This window comes from Roseococcus microcysteis (genome assembly GCF_014764365.1).
Taxonomy (GTDB): domain Bacteria; phylum Pseudomonadota; class Alphaproteobacteria; order Acetobacterales; family Acetobacteraceae; genus Roseococcus; species Roseococcus microcysteis.
Genome location: NZ_CP061718.1, coordinates 3,315,100 through 3,329,947, shown reverse-complemented (window position 1 = coordinate 3,329,947; position 14,848 = coordinate 3,315,100). Strand labels below are relative to the sequence as shown.

The following is a 14,848-nucleotide window of genomic DNA, read 5'->3' as shown; positions in this document are numbered from 1 at the left end:
TGTCAGTTCCTCGTCTCGGGTTGGGAGGCCGCGGTGGCGGCGATGAGTTCGTCGGTCAGCACGAGCTTGGCGCGGCGCATCTGGTCGCGCGGGAGGGTGATTTCGCCGCCTTCGTCCAGGCGCAGGCGGGCGGCTTCCATGTCGGCGCCCAGCACCACGCCGCGGAAGCGCTTGCGGCCTTCGAAGGGCACCAGCATTTCGACGGTGGCGATGTGGCCGGCGTAACGCTCCCAATCCTTGGTGCGCGTCAGCGGGCGGTCAATGCCGGGGCTGGAGACTTCCAGCATCCATTCGGCCTTGATGGGGTCCGCCACGTCGAGCACGGCGCCGATGGCGTGGCTGATCTCGGTGCAATCCTCGACCGTGAAGGCCGCGCCATCGGCACGGTCCGCCATGATCTGCACGGTGGGGCGTTCCTTGCCGCTGACCTGCACGCGCACGAGCTCATAGCCCATGTGCTCGATGGTCGGCGCCACGAGGTCGGCGATGCGGGCGTCGAGCCCTTCATGGCGGGGACGTTCGATCGTCAAAAACAAAAAAGGCGGCCCCGGAAGGCCACCCCCCTGATGGTTCAGATGGTGTGAATGGAGGAGATATGCGCTTTTTGGGAGGGGGGTGCAAGGGGTGACTAATCCGGGCCGTCATTCGAGGCAGCCGATTGCCCCCCTAACCGCAAGCGTCCGCTAGGAAAGAGACATTGCCGCCGCCGATGCCTTTCCATAAGATGCGATCATGGCTCGCATTAATCTCCGAAAATTCTTAAATGAACACTACAAAGGGGGCGTAACTGCACGCGACGTCATCCGCGAAGCAGTAACGAATTCAATTCATGCGAGCGCGACCTCCATTTCGGTGGATCTGCAATTTGATCGCCACCCGACGCTGTTCGGTGACGACGCTCGAAGCGCACTGCACAGTATAAGAATTTCGGATAATGGCGAAGGATTTACGGACGACAATTTAAATTATTTCGATGAAGTCTACACCAATCATAAAGATCATCTGGGAGGCAAAGGTGTAGGCCGCCTTTCATTCTTGAAATTTGCCGATTCGGTAAAAATCGAAAGCCAGTTGCCAAGCAAAAAAGTTCAATTCTTTTATACTCCAGACTTTAAGCTTGATGATGTCGAAAAAATCGAAAGAACTGGGCCGAATTCTACAGTTATCACAATAAGTAAAATAAAAGATCGAGTCAACAGTCAAGTCACCAAATTGGTTAACTCAATTTGTGATGACCTTAGGCTTCTTCTTTTTTTAAAGAAGCAGGCAGGAAAAAGCGTCGAGATCGAATTTACGCACAACTCGCAGCAACCTTTCCCCGAGCATGTTATCTTTGGGGGGCAGTCCATTGAAGCTTATGCGACGCATGCTTTTGAGTTCGAGGGAGAGAGGTTTGATTGTTATTTATTTCGTGACGAGCCGCCCTTGAAGGGCATCACGGCGATGCTGTGCGCCGACGAAATATGCGTAGAAGAAATGCCGATAAGCAAGCGCTTCGACATATGCCGCTACGTCATATCTGTCACCTCAGGCTATCTGAGCGGGCGCGCAAACATGGAGCGGAAGCGGCTGGAGATCCCTGCAACCAGCGCCGATTCTGACTTAATTTCTCCAATCAGTAGAGAAAGCTTGATGCCGCGAATTCGAGCGGAATGCCTGTCAATTATTAATGCGGCCGCACAAAATGAAATACAAGAATTCAAGCAAACAAATGTCAAAAAACTCGTTACATATTATCCATTTATCCAAATAGACTCTCTTAATGGTGAAGTAGGATTGCTAGATGCTGACGAAATTGTAAAAACGTATCGAGCTCAACTCGCACGACGGGAAGATACCCTTGTCGAAGCTATGGAGGTTGGAGCTCCCATTGCATTTGACGACATTTCGCATCTTGCGAGCGACGACCTCGCGCGATTTATAGTTCATAGAGCGCTGGTAATCGAGTCGCTGGCGAAGATGCCGCGCGACGCGGCCGAAGAGGCGCTGCACAACGCAATACTGAAGAAACACAGCGACGGCAACGATATTCGAGAGAATAATGTTTGGCTAATTGACGATAAGTTTCTATCTTATAACAACATTTTTAGCGACGAAGCGCTTGCGAAAGTTGTCAAAGAAGTCAACGAACAAACTGAATCTAAGCAGCAGCGCCGTCCAGATATCGCAGGATTTTTCTCCAAAGATAATTCTGGTCACCCGAATAAATTAGTCATCGTCGAATTTAAAAAGCCTGGCGCTGATATATTTGAAAATAACAAGGCTTTGCTTCAATGCCGATTCTACGCAAATGAGTTGGTAAAACGCGTTCCAACGCTGCGCGAAGTGTTCGCATTTGCTGTCGTCGAAATTGACGACGAATTTTATGCGGATATGAAGCAAACGAATTTCAAAGACGTGTTTTCACTAAACGAAAAAGTCTTATATAATGATTTTCAAATTGGCAGTGAAAATGACGTTCCGCTACATTTTTATGTTATGCCTGCTTCCTCATTTTTGATCGATGCAAAGGCTCGGAACCGGGTCTTTGAGGAGGTGCTGCAATTTAATGCAAAACAAAAATTGCGGTGACTATCCAGGTGTCTAGGTTCACTGCCAGTTGCTAGCCCACCGGCAACCGCACCAAAAACCTTGCCCCAATCACCTTCCCCTCCGCATCCCTCCTATTCTCCGCCGCAATCCTCCCCCGCAGCCCCTCAATGATCTGGCGCGAAATGGAAAGCCCCAGCCCCGAATGCTGCCCGAACCGCTCCCCCCGCGGCCGTTCGGAGTAGAAGCGGTCAAAAATCCCCTCCAGACGCGCCTCCGGAATCCCCGGCCCCTCATCCTCCACAATCACCTCCACCTCCGGCCCCGCCGCGCGCGCGCGCAGCCAGACGCGCCCGCCCTCCGGGCTGAAGCTGACGGCATTGCCCAGCAGGTTGCGGAACACCTGCACCAGCCGGTCCTCCACCCCCATTGCCACCAGGTGTTCCGGCGCCTCCAGGATCATTTCCGGCTCACCCGGCTGGCGGATGGTGTTGTTCAGCTCCACCAGCACGGCCAGGATGGGCGCGATGTCCACCGGCTCCGCGATCACGCGCGAAAGCTCGGCATCCACGCGCGAGGAATCCGCGATATCCGTGATCAGCCGGTCCATCCGCACCGCGTCATTGGCGATGATGCCGAGCAGCCTGCGTTGCTGCTCCACATCCTCCACCCGCCGCAGCGTCTCGATGGCGCTGCGCACGCTGGTCAGCGGGTTCTTCAGCTCATGCGCCACATCGGCCGCGAAGCGTTCATTGGCGTCAATCCGCGCCCAGAGCGCCAGCGCCGCCGCCCGCAAATCCCGCGCGAGAATGCCGATCTCATCCCGACGCGCCAAAAGGTCCTCGGGCACCGAGCCGCCGCGCCCCTTGCCCTGCCGCATCTCCGCCGCCGCATCCGCCAGGCGCAGGATCGGGCTCGCCAGCGTCTGCGCCAGATAGAAGGAGACGGCGACGGTCAGCGCCAGCGCCAGCAGGAACAGCCCCAGCACGCTGGCGCGGATTTCGAGAAGCCGCGCATCCACCTCCCGCGCCTCGCGCGTCAGCAGCACGATGCCCACGGCCTGCGCGCCGCGCCGCGCGGGTTCGGCGACGCTCACCAGCAGCCGCCCATCCGGCGTGCGGCGGATATAGGGGGTGACGCCGCCTTCGAGTGCCAGCCGCAGCTCCGCCTGGCGCTCGGGGCCGAGGTCGGGCTGCCAGTCGAAGCTCTGCGCGTCCGGCGTCGTGTCCAGCACCACCGGGTTGCGGGAGGCGCTGGGCAGCAGCCCCAGCAGCCATTCATAGACCCCCCCACCCCCTGCGAGAACACGCCGCGCGGGGCGGGCGGCGGCAAAGGTTCGGTGACGACGGCACCGCCCACGCTCTCGCGCACGCGGCTGTCGGCCACCACCAGGCCGGCCGTGTCGAACAGGCGCGCCTGGGTGTTGGGCGAGGGCTCCACCAGGCGCCGCAGCAGGGGCCGCGCGGCTTCGGGCACCAGCACCGCGCGGTCATCCTGGATGCGGACCGCGGCCTCGCTGATGCCGCCGGCATAGATGCGCGCCTGGGTGCGCATGGCCTCGACCTCGGCGGCGAGAAGCCCGTCCTGGTACTGGTCCAGGTAGAGAAGCGCCACGGCCAGCAGCGCCGGCGGTAGGGCGTTCACCAGCAGGATGCGCCGCAGCAGGGGCGAGCCCCAGGCGCGCCGCCGGCGCGGGCGCGGCGGGGCCTCGGGCTTCAGCAGCGGCGCTTCGGGCACAGGCTCAGGCCGCCGCCTGCTGCACGATGGAGGGAAGCGCCGCCACCGAGAACAGATGCGCGTGGATGGCCTCCAGCCAGCCCTTGTCGCGCAGCATGACGAGCTGTTCGCCGGTCAGCGCGTTGAAGGCCTCGCGCTGCACGGCGTGGAAGCCGTCCACGCGCAGGTTGCGGCCGCCCTGCTCGAACTGCACGGCGGCGGGGCCGAGCAGTTTCAACTCCGCCAAGGCGGCCACGAAGTCCTGGGTGCGGAGGAAACTGCCCTCCACCGCGCGGGTGAATTCGAAGGCGCGGCTGGCCATGGCGGTGGGCTTGCCCTCGGCGTCGAAGAGGGGTTCGCCCTCGGCCTCGGAGAATTGGGGCGCGCCGGGGTCGAGGCAGAGCGCCAGCTCCTCGCTGCCCGGCGCGGTGCGGGCCAGCAGGAAAGGGTAGCGGCGGAGATAGGCGGGGACATAGACGCCCTGCCGCCACTCCCCCGCCTCATTGATGAAGAGGTTGCGGCCAGGCCCGCCGCCCAGGATGGCGAGCGGCATGTGCGGCGCGCCGGTGGCGAAGACCACGCCCATGTGGCGGGCGGCGAGCGGGAACTCCTCCAGCGCCAGCGGCACGGCGGGAATGCCGGCGGCGAAGCCGAAGCCCACATCGCGCACGCGCCAATGGGCGTGCTGCATCTGGTTCAGGGGCACCAGCCCGCCATAGAGCGGCGGCAGCGGGGAGGCAGCTTCGGACATTGTTAAACCCCTGTTGGCTCTGATGGCGCGCAACTGTCATCTGTGATGCACGAAAGCTTGCGTCCGTAACATCGTGCATCCAGAATGCCACAACGACACGAAGAAGTGGAGGAAGGCCATGTCCCACCCAGACCCCACGGAGGGTCCAGGCAGGGAAGACGGGACGCAGGTCGCGCGGGCCCGGCTTGGCCGTCGCCTCTTCGTGACCCGGGTGGCCTCGGGCGCCGCGCTGCTGCTGGGCGGCCTGGCCGCCGCGCCCGCCCGCGCGCAATACCGCACCGGCATCACCGACAGCGACCCGAATGACAGCCCGGGCTATGGCCGTGGTGGCCGCCCCCGCACCGGCCTGACCGACAGCGACCCCAATGACAGCCCCGGCTATGGCCGTGGTGGCGGGCGCCCCCGCACCGGCCTGACCGACAGCGACCCGAACGACAGCCCCGGTTACGGCCGTGGCGGTGGCCGTCCCCGCACTGGCCTGACCGATTCCGACCCCAATGACAGCCCCGGTTACGGCCGTGGTGGCGGGCGCCCCCGCACCGGCCTGACCGATTCCGACCCCAATGACACCGCGGGCCATGGCCGCGGTGGCGGGCGCAAGTGATCCGCGCCGCGCTCAACGGAGCCCAAGGAAAATGACCGAACGCCTGTCCCGACGCCTGCTGGTGCTCCGCGTGGCCGCACTCAGTGCCGCTGGCGCAACCCTGGCCGCCTGCGTGCCCGCCCAGCCCGGCCCCGTCTATGTGGCGCCCATGGCCACCGGCCGCATCCGCACCGGCCTGACCGACGCCGACCCCAATGACGGCGTGGGCTATGGGCGCGGCGGGTATCGCGGCGGCTATTCCGGCAACCGCGTCCGCACCGGCCTGACCGACGCCGACCCCAATGACGGCGCCGGCTATGGGCGCGGCGGCTATCGTGGCGGCTACAGCGGCAACCGCGTCCGCACCGGCATCACCGACAGCGACCCCAATGATGGCGCGGGCTATGGCCGCGGCGGGTATCGCGGCGGCTATGGCGGCAACCGCATCCGCACCGGGCTGACCGACAGCGACCCCAATGATGGCGTGGGCTATGGGCGCGGGGGCCGCCGCTGGTGAGCCCAGAGGGCAGCCAATCGGGGAGCCAAAAGGGCAGCCTCCGCCCCCCCACCGCCGAAACCCTCGGCGAATGGGCCTTCGGCGTGACCTATGGCAGGCTGGGCGTCAGCGAGGCGCTGTCCATGCGGGAATCCCGCAACTGGCGCTTCCTGCCCGGCCATGGCGTGAACCGCTTCGCCGAGGTGCTCTCCACCGCCGCCATTGACGCGCATCTCCGCACCGACGCCGCGCGCACGCCGCGCATCGCCATGGCCGATGAAAGCCAGCGCGGCAGCGCGGGCGTGCCGCACGAGGAATTCACCCTCGATGACGGGCGCGTGGACCTGCCGCGCCTGTTGGCGCGCTTCGACGCCGGCGCCTCGCTGGTCGTCTCCCAGTTCGACGAGACGCATCCGCCCCTGCAACGCCTCTGCCGGGGGCTGGAAAAGCTGTTCCTCCACGCCGTCCAGGCCAATCTCTACCTGACGCCGCCCGCCGCCCAGGGCTTCCGCACCCATTACGACACGCATGACGTGCTGGTGCTGCAAGTCGAGGGCCGCAAGCGCTGGCGCGTCTGGGATGGCGAGCCCCTGCCCCGCCCCACCCGCCGCACCGGCTGGACCGGCAAGCTCGCCCCCGAGGGCGAACCCCACACCCTGCTGCTGGAACCCGGCGACGCCCTCTACATCCCGCGCGGCGTCTTCCACGACGCGGCGACCGAGCCGGGCGAGACCTCGCTGCACATCACGCTGGGCTTCCTCGAACCCTCCTGGGCCGAGGCGCTGCGGCAATTGCTGGATGATGTGGAGGCGACCGACCCCGCGCTGCGCGAATCCGTCCCCACCTGGCGCATCGGCGAGGATGACCTGCACCCGGCGCTGGAAGGCGCCCTGGCGCGGCTGGCCGCGCCGGGCCTCGCGGAGCGCCTGCAAAACCTGCTGCTGTCCCACCTGCCGCAGGACCGCCAGCCCCTGCCGGCGCGGGGCCTGATGGACCGCATGCCGGAAGGCAAGCTGCGGCTGGCCGACGGCATGCACCACCATGTGGTGCAGGGCGAAGATGGGGTGGTGGCGCTGCACTGGCCCGGCGGCGTGGACATCCTGACCGCGGAACAGATGGACGACCTCACGGCGCTCGCCGATGGCGCCATCCCGCGGGACCGCGACTTCGCGGCGCATCTCTGGCGGCATGGGATGCTGGAGCGAGGTTAGACCTCACTCCAGCCCCAGACATCACGCCAGCTTGGACGCGATCCAGTCCTTCATCTGGCTCTTCGGCATGGCGCCCACCTTGGTGTCCACCGGCTTGCCATCCTGGAACAGGATCATGGTGGGGATGCCGCGCACCGCATAGGCGCTGGGCGTCTCCGGGTTGTCGTCAATGTTGACCTTCGCGATGGTCAGCTTGCCCTGATATTCCTGGGCGATCTCGTCCAGGATGGGGGCCACCATACGGCAGGGGCCGCACCATTCGGCCCAGAAATCCACCAGCACGGCGCCCTTCGCCTCCAGCACATCCTGCTGGAAGGTCTCGTCGCTCACGGCCTTGGTCAGTTCGCTCATTGCATGCGATCCTTGCACATTGCGCGATAAGTCGGATCACGCGGTGCCCAGGTCAAGCGGTCGGGGCATGCGTGTCCAGCAAGGCTGACGGCAGCGGCATCACCCGCGCGCCATAGGTCCAGACCAGGGCGCAGCGCACCTCCCGCCCCGGATAAGCGAGGCGCAGCACGGCCCGATAGGCCGCCATCTGCCGCAGGTAACCGGCCGGCGCATCCTCCGGCCGCAAAGGCGGCGGGCGGTTGGTCTTGAAGTCCAGGATCAGCACGGCGTCGGGCGCGACAAGCAGCCGGTCCACCACGCCCAGGATCAGCCGCGCACCGATGCGCCCGGCGATGGGCGCCTCCGCCAGGCTGCCGCGCCCGAAGGCGGCGGCGATGTCGGGGTGGGCGAGCACGCCCAGCGCCTCGGCCAGGATTTCGGCCTGCTGCGCGAGGTCCAGCCCATGGCCGGGCCGCGCCAGGTATCGCGCCCCCGCCGCCTCGCGCTGCGGCTCCGGCAGTTCGGGCAGGGATTGCAGCAAGGCGTGGATCAAATTGCCGCGGCGGAAGCGCGTGCCCAGCGGGTCGCCGGGGGCGTGCGGGGGGGCGGCCGCCCCCTCCACCTCCTCATCCTCCATGTGCGAGGGGGTGGCGATGCGCAGGCCCTCCACCTCCGGCGCGGGGCTGCGCGCCCAGGCGGGCAAGGGGGGCGCATCGGCGGCGGTGTTGGCGAGGCGTTCCGCCTGGCGCGCGCCCTCCTGCGGCGTTTCCAGGCGCAGCATGGGGCTGTCCAGGAAGCCCGCAGCCTCCGCGCCCCAGGCGCCGGGGTCGAATTGCACCTCCTCCACGCCGGGCAGGCGACGGAAGCCCTCCACCACCTTGTCATGCCAGCAGGCCGGGGCCTTCTTCTTGCGATACCAGCCGCAGACCAGCAGCCGGTCCTCGGCGCGCGTCAGCGCGACATAGAGCAGGCGGTTGGCCTCCTCCGCCTCGCGCTGGGCCTCGCTCGACTGCGCGGCGGTCCAAACGGGCGCGGCGAAGCCCGTGCTGCGCGGCGCCCAGAGCGGCAGGTCGTCCTCCGTCCAGCGCAGGCCGGAGCGGTTGGGCGGCGCCGAGGCCGTGTCGGGCAGGATGACGATGGGCGCCTGCAAGCCCTTGGCGCCATGCACCGTCATCACCCGCACGCGATCGGCGCTGTTCTCGGGTTCGCGCTTCACCTCGGTGGCGGCGCGGCGCAGCCAGTGCAGGAAGTGCTGGAGGCTGGCCGGGTGGGCGCGTTCATGGGCCAGGGCGGCCGTCAGCAACTCGTCCAGCGGGTCGGCGGCGTCCGGCCCGAGGCGCGCCAGCAGCCTGGCCCGCCCGCCGCGCTCGGAGAGGATTTCCGCGATCAGCGCGTGCGGCGGCAGGTGGTCCGCGCGGATGGAAAGCTCCGCGAAAAGATCGGCCGCGGCCCCCACGCGCCCGCCCTCGCCCCGCCGCGCCATCAGCCGCGCGTGCAGCGACCCCTTGCGGTCATGGGCGAGCGCGAAGAGATCCTCCTCCTCCAGCCCGAAGATCGGCGATTTCAGCGCCGCCGCCAGTTGCAGGTCGTCCTCCGGCAGCAGGATGGCGTCCAGCGTGGCCAGCACGTCCAGCACGGCCAGCTGTTCCACCAGCACCATGCGGTCCACGCCGCCCACCGGCACGTCCAGCTCCTTCAGCGCGCGGACGAGCTGCGCCAGGAAGGCGTCGCGCTTGCGGACCAGCACCAGGATGTCGCCCGCGCGGATGGGCCGGCCCTGCGCGGGGTCGCCCTCGTGCCGGGCGGGCAGGCGCTCGTGGTCCAGCATGTGGCGGATGCGCCGGGCCAGCACCTGGGCCAGGCGGGAATCGGGGCCGGTTTCGCCCATGGGGGTCTCGGGGACCTCCCATTCGGGGGCTTCCTCGGCCTCGCCGGCAGCCAGCAGGGGCCAGATCTCCACGCAGCCCGCCATGCCCGCGCGGTCGGGGTTGTGGCGCAGCGTCTCGCCCTCGCCCACCACGCCCGCGCGCGCCGCGCCATCGGCGAAGACGGCATCCACCAGCGCCAGCACGGGGGGCGCGGAGCGGAAGGAGACATTCAGCTCCACCCGCCGGAATTCCTGCCCCGCCGCCTCTGCCCGCGCCCCGAAGCGCGTGGCGGCACGCGGCAACCCCGTCGCGTCCGCGCCCTGGAAGCCGAAGATGGACTGCTTCACATCGCCCACGGCAAACAGGGTGCGGGGGGCGTCGTTGCTGCCCTCGCCCGTGGTGAATTCGGCCGTCAGCGCGCCGGCGATGCCCCACTGCTCCGGGTTGCTGTCCTGCGCCTCGTCCAGCAGCACGTGGTCGAGCCCGCCATCGAGCTTGTAGAGCACCCAGGCCGCGCCCGGATTGTCCAGCAGCGCGCGGGCCGAGGCGATGAGGTCGTCATAATCCAGCCGCCCGACCCGCCGCTTGGCCGCCGCGAAATGGCCGAGTACGGGGCGCCCCAGCGTCAGCGCCGCCATGGTGGCGTCCAGCAGGGCCAGGGCGCAGCGGCGCGTCTCGATGTCCAGCAGCCGCTCGCCCTCGGTGGTGAGGGCGGCCTGGATCATCGCCTGGGCCGCGCCGCAGCCCTTGGTGGCGAGGCTCTTCCGGACCGTGCCCTTGTCCGTCAGGAAAATGTCCACCCAGCCCGGCAGCTTCACCAGCCGCGCGGCGGGGCCGAGGGTGAGGAAGCCGCGGATGCCCTCGCCCCGCGTCACGTCATTGCCATTGCCGCTCAGCAGCAGGGCGGCCGCGGCGCGGGACAGCGCGCCGTCATCGCCGCCCGTCGCGGCCTCCATGGCCAGCGCCTCGGCATCGGCATGGGGGTCGAGGCCCAGCCGCGCCGCCAGCCGCTTCCGCAGCCCGGAAAGACTGCCGCCGGAGGCCGTGACGGCCGCCTCCAGCGCCGCCTCCTCATCGCGCAGGGCGCGCAGCAGGGCCTGCATGCCGCGCGCATCCACCAGCGTCGCGAGGTGCCCCGTGGCGGGGCTTGCGGGCAGTTCCGCCTCCCGCGCCTCGGCCATGCGGGCGGCGGCGTCCATCTCCTCCATCACGGCGAAGCCGGGGGCGAGGCCCGCCTCCAGCGGGAAGCCGCGCAGCAGGGATTGGGCGAAGGCGTGCAGGGTCGCGATCCGCATGCCGCCGGGCAGTTCCAGCACACGGGCGAAGGCGTCGCGGGCGCGTTCCACCTCATCGCCCGCGGGCGCGCGGCCCAGCAGGTCGGTCAGTTCGGCGCGCAGCTTCGCCGCATCGGCCACCGCCCATTCGCCGAGGCGCGCATTGAGGCGCGAGGCCATCTCCGCCGCCGCCGCCTTGGTGAAGGTGAGACACAACAAGCGTTCGGGCGCCGCCCCGCCCAGCATCAGCCGCAGCAGCCGGTCGGTCAGCAGCTTGGTCTTGCCCGACCCGGCCGAGGCCGTGACGAAGCAGGAGGCCATCGGGTCCGACGCCGCGCGCTGCCGCGCATTGGCCTCGGCGCGCGCGTCATGAGGGACGTTCATACCTCGCCTCCCTCGCCCGCCGACCATTCATCGGCGCGCGACAAATGCCGGTAATCCGGCGCGGCGCGGCGGCGCGGGTGCGGATGGGCGGCGAAGGGCGCCGTGCCGAACAGGAACCGGTCCGCGAGGCGCGCCAGCGCGGCATGCGCGCGCTCGATGGCCTCGGCGATGTCGAGCTTCAGCTTCGTCACCTCGCTCGGCTCCAGCGCACCGGTCAGGCGCCAGTATTCCAGCGCGGTGACGGGGCCGCCCTCCATCCCCTCGAAGCCGCCGCGCTCCGCGATCAGGGCTTCCAGCGGGAGTTGCGGGAAATCGCCGCGCTCCACCGCGGTGCCGGAAGGGGTGGTGCCGGTCTTGTAGTCCACGAGGCGGAGGTTCCCGTTCTGGAATAGGTCCAGCCGGTCCGCGCGGGCATCGAGGCGCAGCACGCCGCCAGGCCGGCGCAACTCGAGCCGCCCCTTCACCTCGGCAAGGCTGCGCGCCAGCACGGGCCGCGCCTCGGCCTCCAGCCGGATCACCTCGGCGCCGATGCGCGCCAGCCGCGGCGCCCAGATGGCGGCGACGGCGGGGCGGGGCGCGGCGCGGGAAAGGGCCTCGGCCATCGCCGCCTCCCACATCTGGCGCGCCATGGCCTCGCCGGGCCAGGAGGCGCCGAGCTGCGCCAGGAAACGGTGCATGGCCGTGTGGACGAGGTTGCCGTAGTCGGCCGCATCCGCCTCCTGCTCCAGCGGCGGCAGGGCGCGGAGCCCCAGCACATGCTTCGCATGGAAGGCATAGGGGTCCGAGAGCAGCATCTGCACGTCACTGACCGTGACGCGGTGCGGGCGGGCGCGGGCCGGCGGGCAGGGCGCGGGGCGTTCCTGCGGGCGCACCTGGGCGGGCAAGTCCAGCAGACGCGCCCAATGCGCCTCGGGGGCGGCGGCCATGGACAGCCCCTGCCCCTTCAGCAGCGTGTCGAGCCGCGTCAGCCAGCGCGCCGGCACGGTGGGGCTGCCGCCGCGCCGGGCGGCGCGTGACAGCACCACCCGCCGCGAGCCCGCGCCGAACTGGAAAAAATCCGCCGCGACGCGGCCGATCCGCAATTCCGGCGAGGGCAGGCCGAATTCGCGCCGCATGGGGCGGCTCATCCAGGGGCCGGGGTCGGCGGCCTGGGGCCAGATGGTCTCGTCCAGCGCCCCCAGCACCACCAGGTCGAAATCGAGCAGCCGCGCTTCCAGCAGGCCCAGAATCTCCACCTGCGGGTGCAGCGCGGCCCCCGTGCGGCCGCGCGCCACGCGGGCCGCGCGGGTGGTGCCGGCGGCCAGCAGCGCCTCGAACAGGCCCGGCCATTCGGCGGGCGCGATGGGCGGCAGTTCCGCGAGCGCCGGCGGCAGGGCGGCCAGGTGCCGGGCCAAAGCCTCGCCCTCGGCCTGGGCGTAGAGGCGCAGGCCGCCGGGCAATTCGGGCGTGGTGGCCAGGGCTTCCGCGGCGCGCAGCTGGGCTTCCAGCAGATCGGCGGGGGGGCGGGGTTCGGCCAGTTCCGGCAAGGCGGTGAAGCCGTCCAGGCAGGCTTCCAGCGCGTCCAGCAGCGGCGCGGCTTCGGCCAGCGCGAGCGCCCGCAGCCCCGCGAAGCCGGGCGCAGGGGCCGGGCCGCGCAGGGCCTTCGCCTCCAGCAGCCGCGCCGCTTCCAGCAATTCCGCCCGCGCCATTCCCGCCGCGCAGAGCGGGTGCTTGAGCAGGGCGAGCAGCGCGACCGGCCCCATCTCCCCCGCCGCCAGCTTGGCGATGAGGCGCAAAAAGGCACCGGGCGGCGTGTCGGAGAGCGGCTGCCCCGCGCTGTCATCGGCCAGGATGCCATGGCGCGGCAATTCCGCCGCCACGCGCCGCGCCAGATCCCGGTCGGGCGTCACCAGCGCCGCCCGCGCGCCGGGGGTTTCCAGGGCACCCCGCAAGGCGAGCGCGATGGAAGTCGCCTCGTGCTGGGAATCACCGGCCGAAAGCCGCGTGACGCCGTCCAGCGCCTGCGGCCGCAGGCCGGGTTCCAGCCAGGGCGCCAGATGCCCGGCCGGCAGCAGCGCCGTGCCGAGCAGATGCGCGCGCGGCGTGGCCTCGCCATCCACCCAGGGCGTGGCATCGGCCAGGGTCGCGCCCATGCGGGCCAGCATCGCGCGCTGCCCGGCGAAGGGGTGGGTGGGGGCCTCGCGCAGCGCCGATTCGGGCAGGGCGGCGGTGGCGGCATCCTCGCCCGTCAGCACCACGAAGCCCTGGGGCAGCCGCGTCGCCACCACCCGCAGCAGGTCGGCCGCCGCGGGGATGGTGCCGCCCATGCCGATGCCGGCGGCGATGACGGCGCCCTCGGGCGGGGCCTCCTCCCAGGCGCGGCGCTGGGCGCGCAGCGCCATCACGCGGCGCACCCCCACATCCAGCAGCCCCTGGGCGTGCAGCCAGGACTGCCATTCCACGACCGCGGCGCGGAGGAAGGTGGTCGTGATCTGCCAATGGCTCGCCAGATGCTCGGGCGCCAGCCCGTCCAGCTTTTCCAGCCAGCGATGTTCCAGCAGGGCGGGGTCGTCCGGGAGGGTCTCCGCCTCCTCCAGCGCGATCTCGTCCAGCAGCTTGGCGAGTTCGCCGCCCAGCGCCCAGGCGTGCTCGGCCGTGGGGGGGCCGCCGAAGCGGGGGGGCCATTTGGCCGCGAAACCCGCCAGCACCGCCTGGCGGCGCAGCGGGTCCACCGCGGGCGGCAGGTCGAGCAGGGCGGGCAGGGCCAGCTCGTCCGCATCCTCCACCGAGAGCCCCGCCAGCGGCCGCAGCCGGGGCAGCAGCAGGGCGGGCGAATCCGCCTCGTGCAGGAAGGCGGCCTGGAGTGCCCGGGCCGCGCGGCGCGTGGGCAGCAGGATGGTGGCGGCGGCCAATTCCTCGCCCACGCCCAGCCGGGCCAGGGCGCCGCGCGCCAGCGCGGGCAGGAAGGGCATGCCGGGGGCGATGGTGAAGAGGCGCATGCCCCCTTCTACCGCCCCGACGCGTCAGGCGCGGTCATGGCCGCCAGGTGCCGTTCGGTCCGCGCCAGATCGGGCGGGGTGGAGAGGTGGAACCACCACCCATCATGCACCAGCCCGTAGAGCCGCCCCGCCGCCAGCGCCCGGTCGAAGCAGCGGTTCAGGCTGAACCGGCCCTGGGGCTCCGGCGCCACCAGCGCGGGCGCCATGACTTGCACGCCGCCGAACAGATAGGGCGCCTGTTCGTGCGGATCGGGCCGCCGCAGCCGGCCCATGGGGTCCATGTGGAAATCGCCGCGCCCCACCTCGCCCTCGATGGTGGAGGTGCGGACCATCAGCAGCAGCGCGTCCATGCGCTCCGGGTCGAAGGCGTCGCGCAGGCGCAGCAAGGCGGGGCGCGGCCCGTCCAGCCAGAAGGCATCGCCATTCACCACGGCGAAGGGCGCCTCGCCCAGCAGGGGCAGGGCGCGGCGGACGCCCCCGCCCGTTTCCAGCAGGTCCGGTTCCAGTTGCAGCCGGGTTTGGGGCGGCGCGGTGCGGGCGGAGAGCGCCTCGGCCACCCGCTCGGCCCGCCAATGGGCGTTGACGACCACCTGCTCCACGCCCGCCTCCGCCAGCCGGTCCAGCGCGTGGTCGAGCAGGGAGCGCCCCCGCACCCGCAGCAGCGGCTTGGCCGTGGTGGCGGTCAAGGGCCGCATCCGCGTGCCGAGGCCGGCCGCCAGCACCATCCC

At 69.3% G+C, this 14,848-nt stretch carries 12 protein-coding genes; 4 read left to right on the top strand and 8 right to left on the bottom strand.

Translation table 11 applies throughout. The annotated features are described in order from the left end of the window. Positions 1-2: 2 nt before the first annotated feature. Positions 3-530 (bottom strand): ribosome maturation factor RimP, encoded by a 528-nt coding sequence (rimP, locus tag ICW72_RS16040; protein WP_332308931.1) that lies wholly within the window; start codon positions 528-530, stop codon positions 3-5. Positions 531-732: 202 nt separating this feature from the next. Between rimP and ICW72_RS16035 the strand changes: the two genes are divergently transcribed. Next, positions 733-2,571: an ATP-binding protein gene (locus ICW72_RS16035; protein ID WP_191083625.1), complete on the top strand. Its 1,839-nt coding sequence runs from the start codon at positions 733-735 to the stop codon at positions 2,569-2,571. Between the two features lie 31 nt (positions 2,572-2,602). On the opposite strand, the gene ICW72_RS20785 is transcribed toward ICW72_RS16035, so the two are convergent. From ICW72_RS20785 to ICW72_RS16025, 3 genes are all read right to left on the bottom strand, one after another. After that, positions 2,603-3,409, bottom strand: coding sequence for a sensor histidine kinase (locus ICW72_RS20785; protein ID WP_232370789.1), 807 nt, complete (start codon positions 3,407-3,409; stop codon positions 2,603-2,605). Between the two features lie 212 nt (positions 3,410-3,621). Next, on the bottom strand, positions 3,622-4,266 hold the full coding sequence (locus ICW72_RS20780; protein WP_223880633.1) for a stimulus-sensing domain-containing protein: 645 nt from the start codon (positions 4,264-4,266) through the stop codon (positions 3,622-3,624). Positions 4,267-4,270: 4 nt separating this feature from the next. Further along, positions 4,271-4,996, bottom strand: a complete 726-nt coding sequence (locus ICW72_RS16025; protein WP_191083624.1) for a SapC family protein — start codon at positions 4,994-4,996, stop codon at positions 4,271-4,273. 118 nt (positions 4,997-5,114) lie between these two features. Between ICW72_RS16025 and ICW72_RS16020 the strand changes: the two genes are divergently transcribed. Genes ICW72_RS16020 through ICW72_RS16010 form a run of 3 tightly spaced genes read left to right on the top strand, consistent with a single transcriptional unit; the run spans position 5,115 to position 7,286 of the window. Further along, entirely contained in the window at positions 5,115-5,600 is a 486-nt protein-coding gene (locus ICW72_RS16020; RefSeq protein WP_191083623.1) for a hypothetical protein, read from the top strand. Between the two features lie 31 nt (positions 5,601-5,631). Further along, positions 5,632-6,096 carry a hypothetical protein gene (locus ICW72_RS16015; protein ID WP_191083622.1) on the top strand — a complete coding sequence of 155 codons (465 nt, stop codon included), beginning with the start codon at positions 5,632-5,634 and terminating at the stop codon, positions 6,094-6,096. Next, entirely contained in the window at positions 6,093-7,286 is a 1,194-nt protein-coding gene (locus tag ICW72_RS16010; RefSeq protein WP_191083621.1) for a cupin domain-containing protein, read from the top strand. The genes ICW72_RS16015 and ICW72_RS16010 overlap by 4 nt, the downstream gene beginning before the upstream one ends. A 21-nt stretch (positions 7,287-7,307) precedes the next feature. On the opposite strand, the gene trxA is transcribed toward ICW72_RS16010, so the two are convergent. From trxA to ICW72_RS15990, 4 genes are read right to left on the bottom strand one after another with little or no spacing between them, the layout of a single operon-like run. Then, positions 7,308-7,637, bottom strand: coding sequence for a thioredoxin TrxA (gene trxA, locus ICW72_RS16005; protein WP_184382651.1), 330 nt, complete (start codon positions 7,635-7,637; stop codon positions 7,308-7,310). A 52-nt stretch (positions 7,638-7,689) separates the two neighbouring features. After that, a complete protein-coding gene (gene addA / locus ICW72_RS16000; protein WP_191083620.1) occupies positions 7,690-11,142 on the bottom strand; it encodes a double-strand break repair helicase AddA in 3,453 nt (1,150 codons plus the stop codon). Next, positions 11,139-14,120 carry a double-strand break repair protein AddB gene (addB, locus tag ICW72_RS15995; protein ID WP_191083619.1) on the bottom strand — a complete coding sequence of 994 codons (2,982 nt, stop codon included), beginning with the start codon at positions 14,118-14,120 and terminating at the stop codon, positions 11,139-11,141. The genes addA and addB overlap by 4 nt, the downstream gene beginning before the upstream one ends. Before the next feature lie 8 nt (positions 14,121-14,128). Next, positions 14,129-14,845, bottom strand: coding sequence for a nucleotidyltransferase family protein (locus ICW72_RS15990; RefSeq protein WP_191086294.1), 717 nt, complete (start codon positions 14,843-14,845; stop codon positions 14,129-14,131). Positions 14,846-14,848 lie beyond the last annotated feature (3 nt).

Coding starts and splice junctions, on each gene's coding strand:
- ICW72_RS16035 (WP_191083625.1), top strand. CDS start 733: ATGGCTCGCATTAATCTCCGAAAATTCTTAAATGAACACTACAAAGGG.
- ICW72_RS20785 (WP_232370789.1), bottom strand. CDS start 3,409: ATGCGGCAGGGCAAGGGGCGCGGCGGCTCGGTGCCCGAGGACCTTTTG.
- ICW72_RS16025 (WP_191083624.1), bottom strand. CDS start 4,996: ATGTCCGAAGCTGCCTCCCCGCTGCCGCCGCTCTATGGCGGGCTGGTG.
- ICW72_RS16020 (WP_191083623.1), top strand. CDS start 5,115: ATGTCCCACCCAGACCCCACGGAGGGTCCAGGCAGGGAAGACGGGACG.
- ICW72_RS16015 (WP_191083622.1), top strand. CDS start 5,632: ATGACCGAACGCCTGTCCCGACGCCTGCTGGTGCTCCGCGTGGCCGCA.
- trxA (WP_184382651.1), bottom strand. CDS start 7,637: ATGAGCGAACTGACCAAGGCCGTGAGCGACGAGACCTTCCAGCAGGAT.
- addA (WP_191083620.1), bottom strand. CDS start 11,142: ATGAACGTCCCTCATGACGCGCGCGCCGAGGCCAATGCGCGGCAGCGC.
- addB (WP_191083619.1), bottom strand. CDS start 14,120: ATGCGCCTCTTCACCATCGCCCCCGGCATGCCCTTCCTGCCCGCGCTG.
- ICW72_RS15990 (WP_191086294.1), bottom strand. CDS start 14,845: ATGGTGCTGGCGGCCGGCCTCGGCACGCGGATGCGGCCCTTGACCGCC.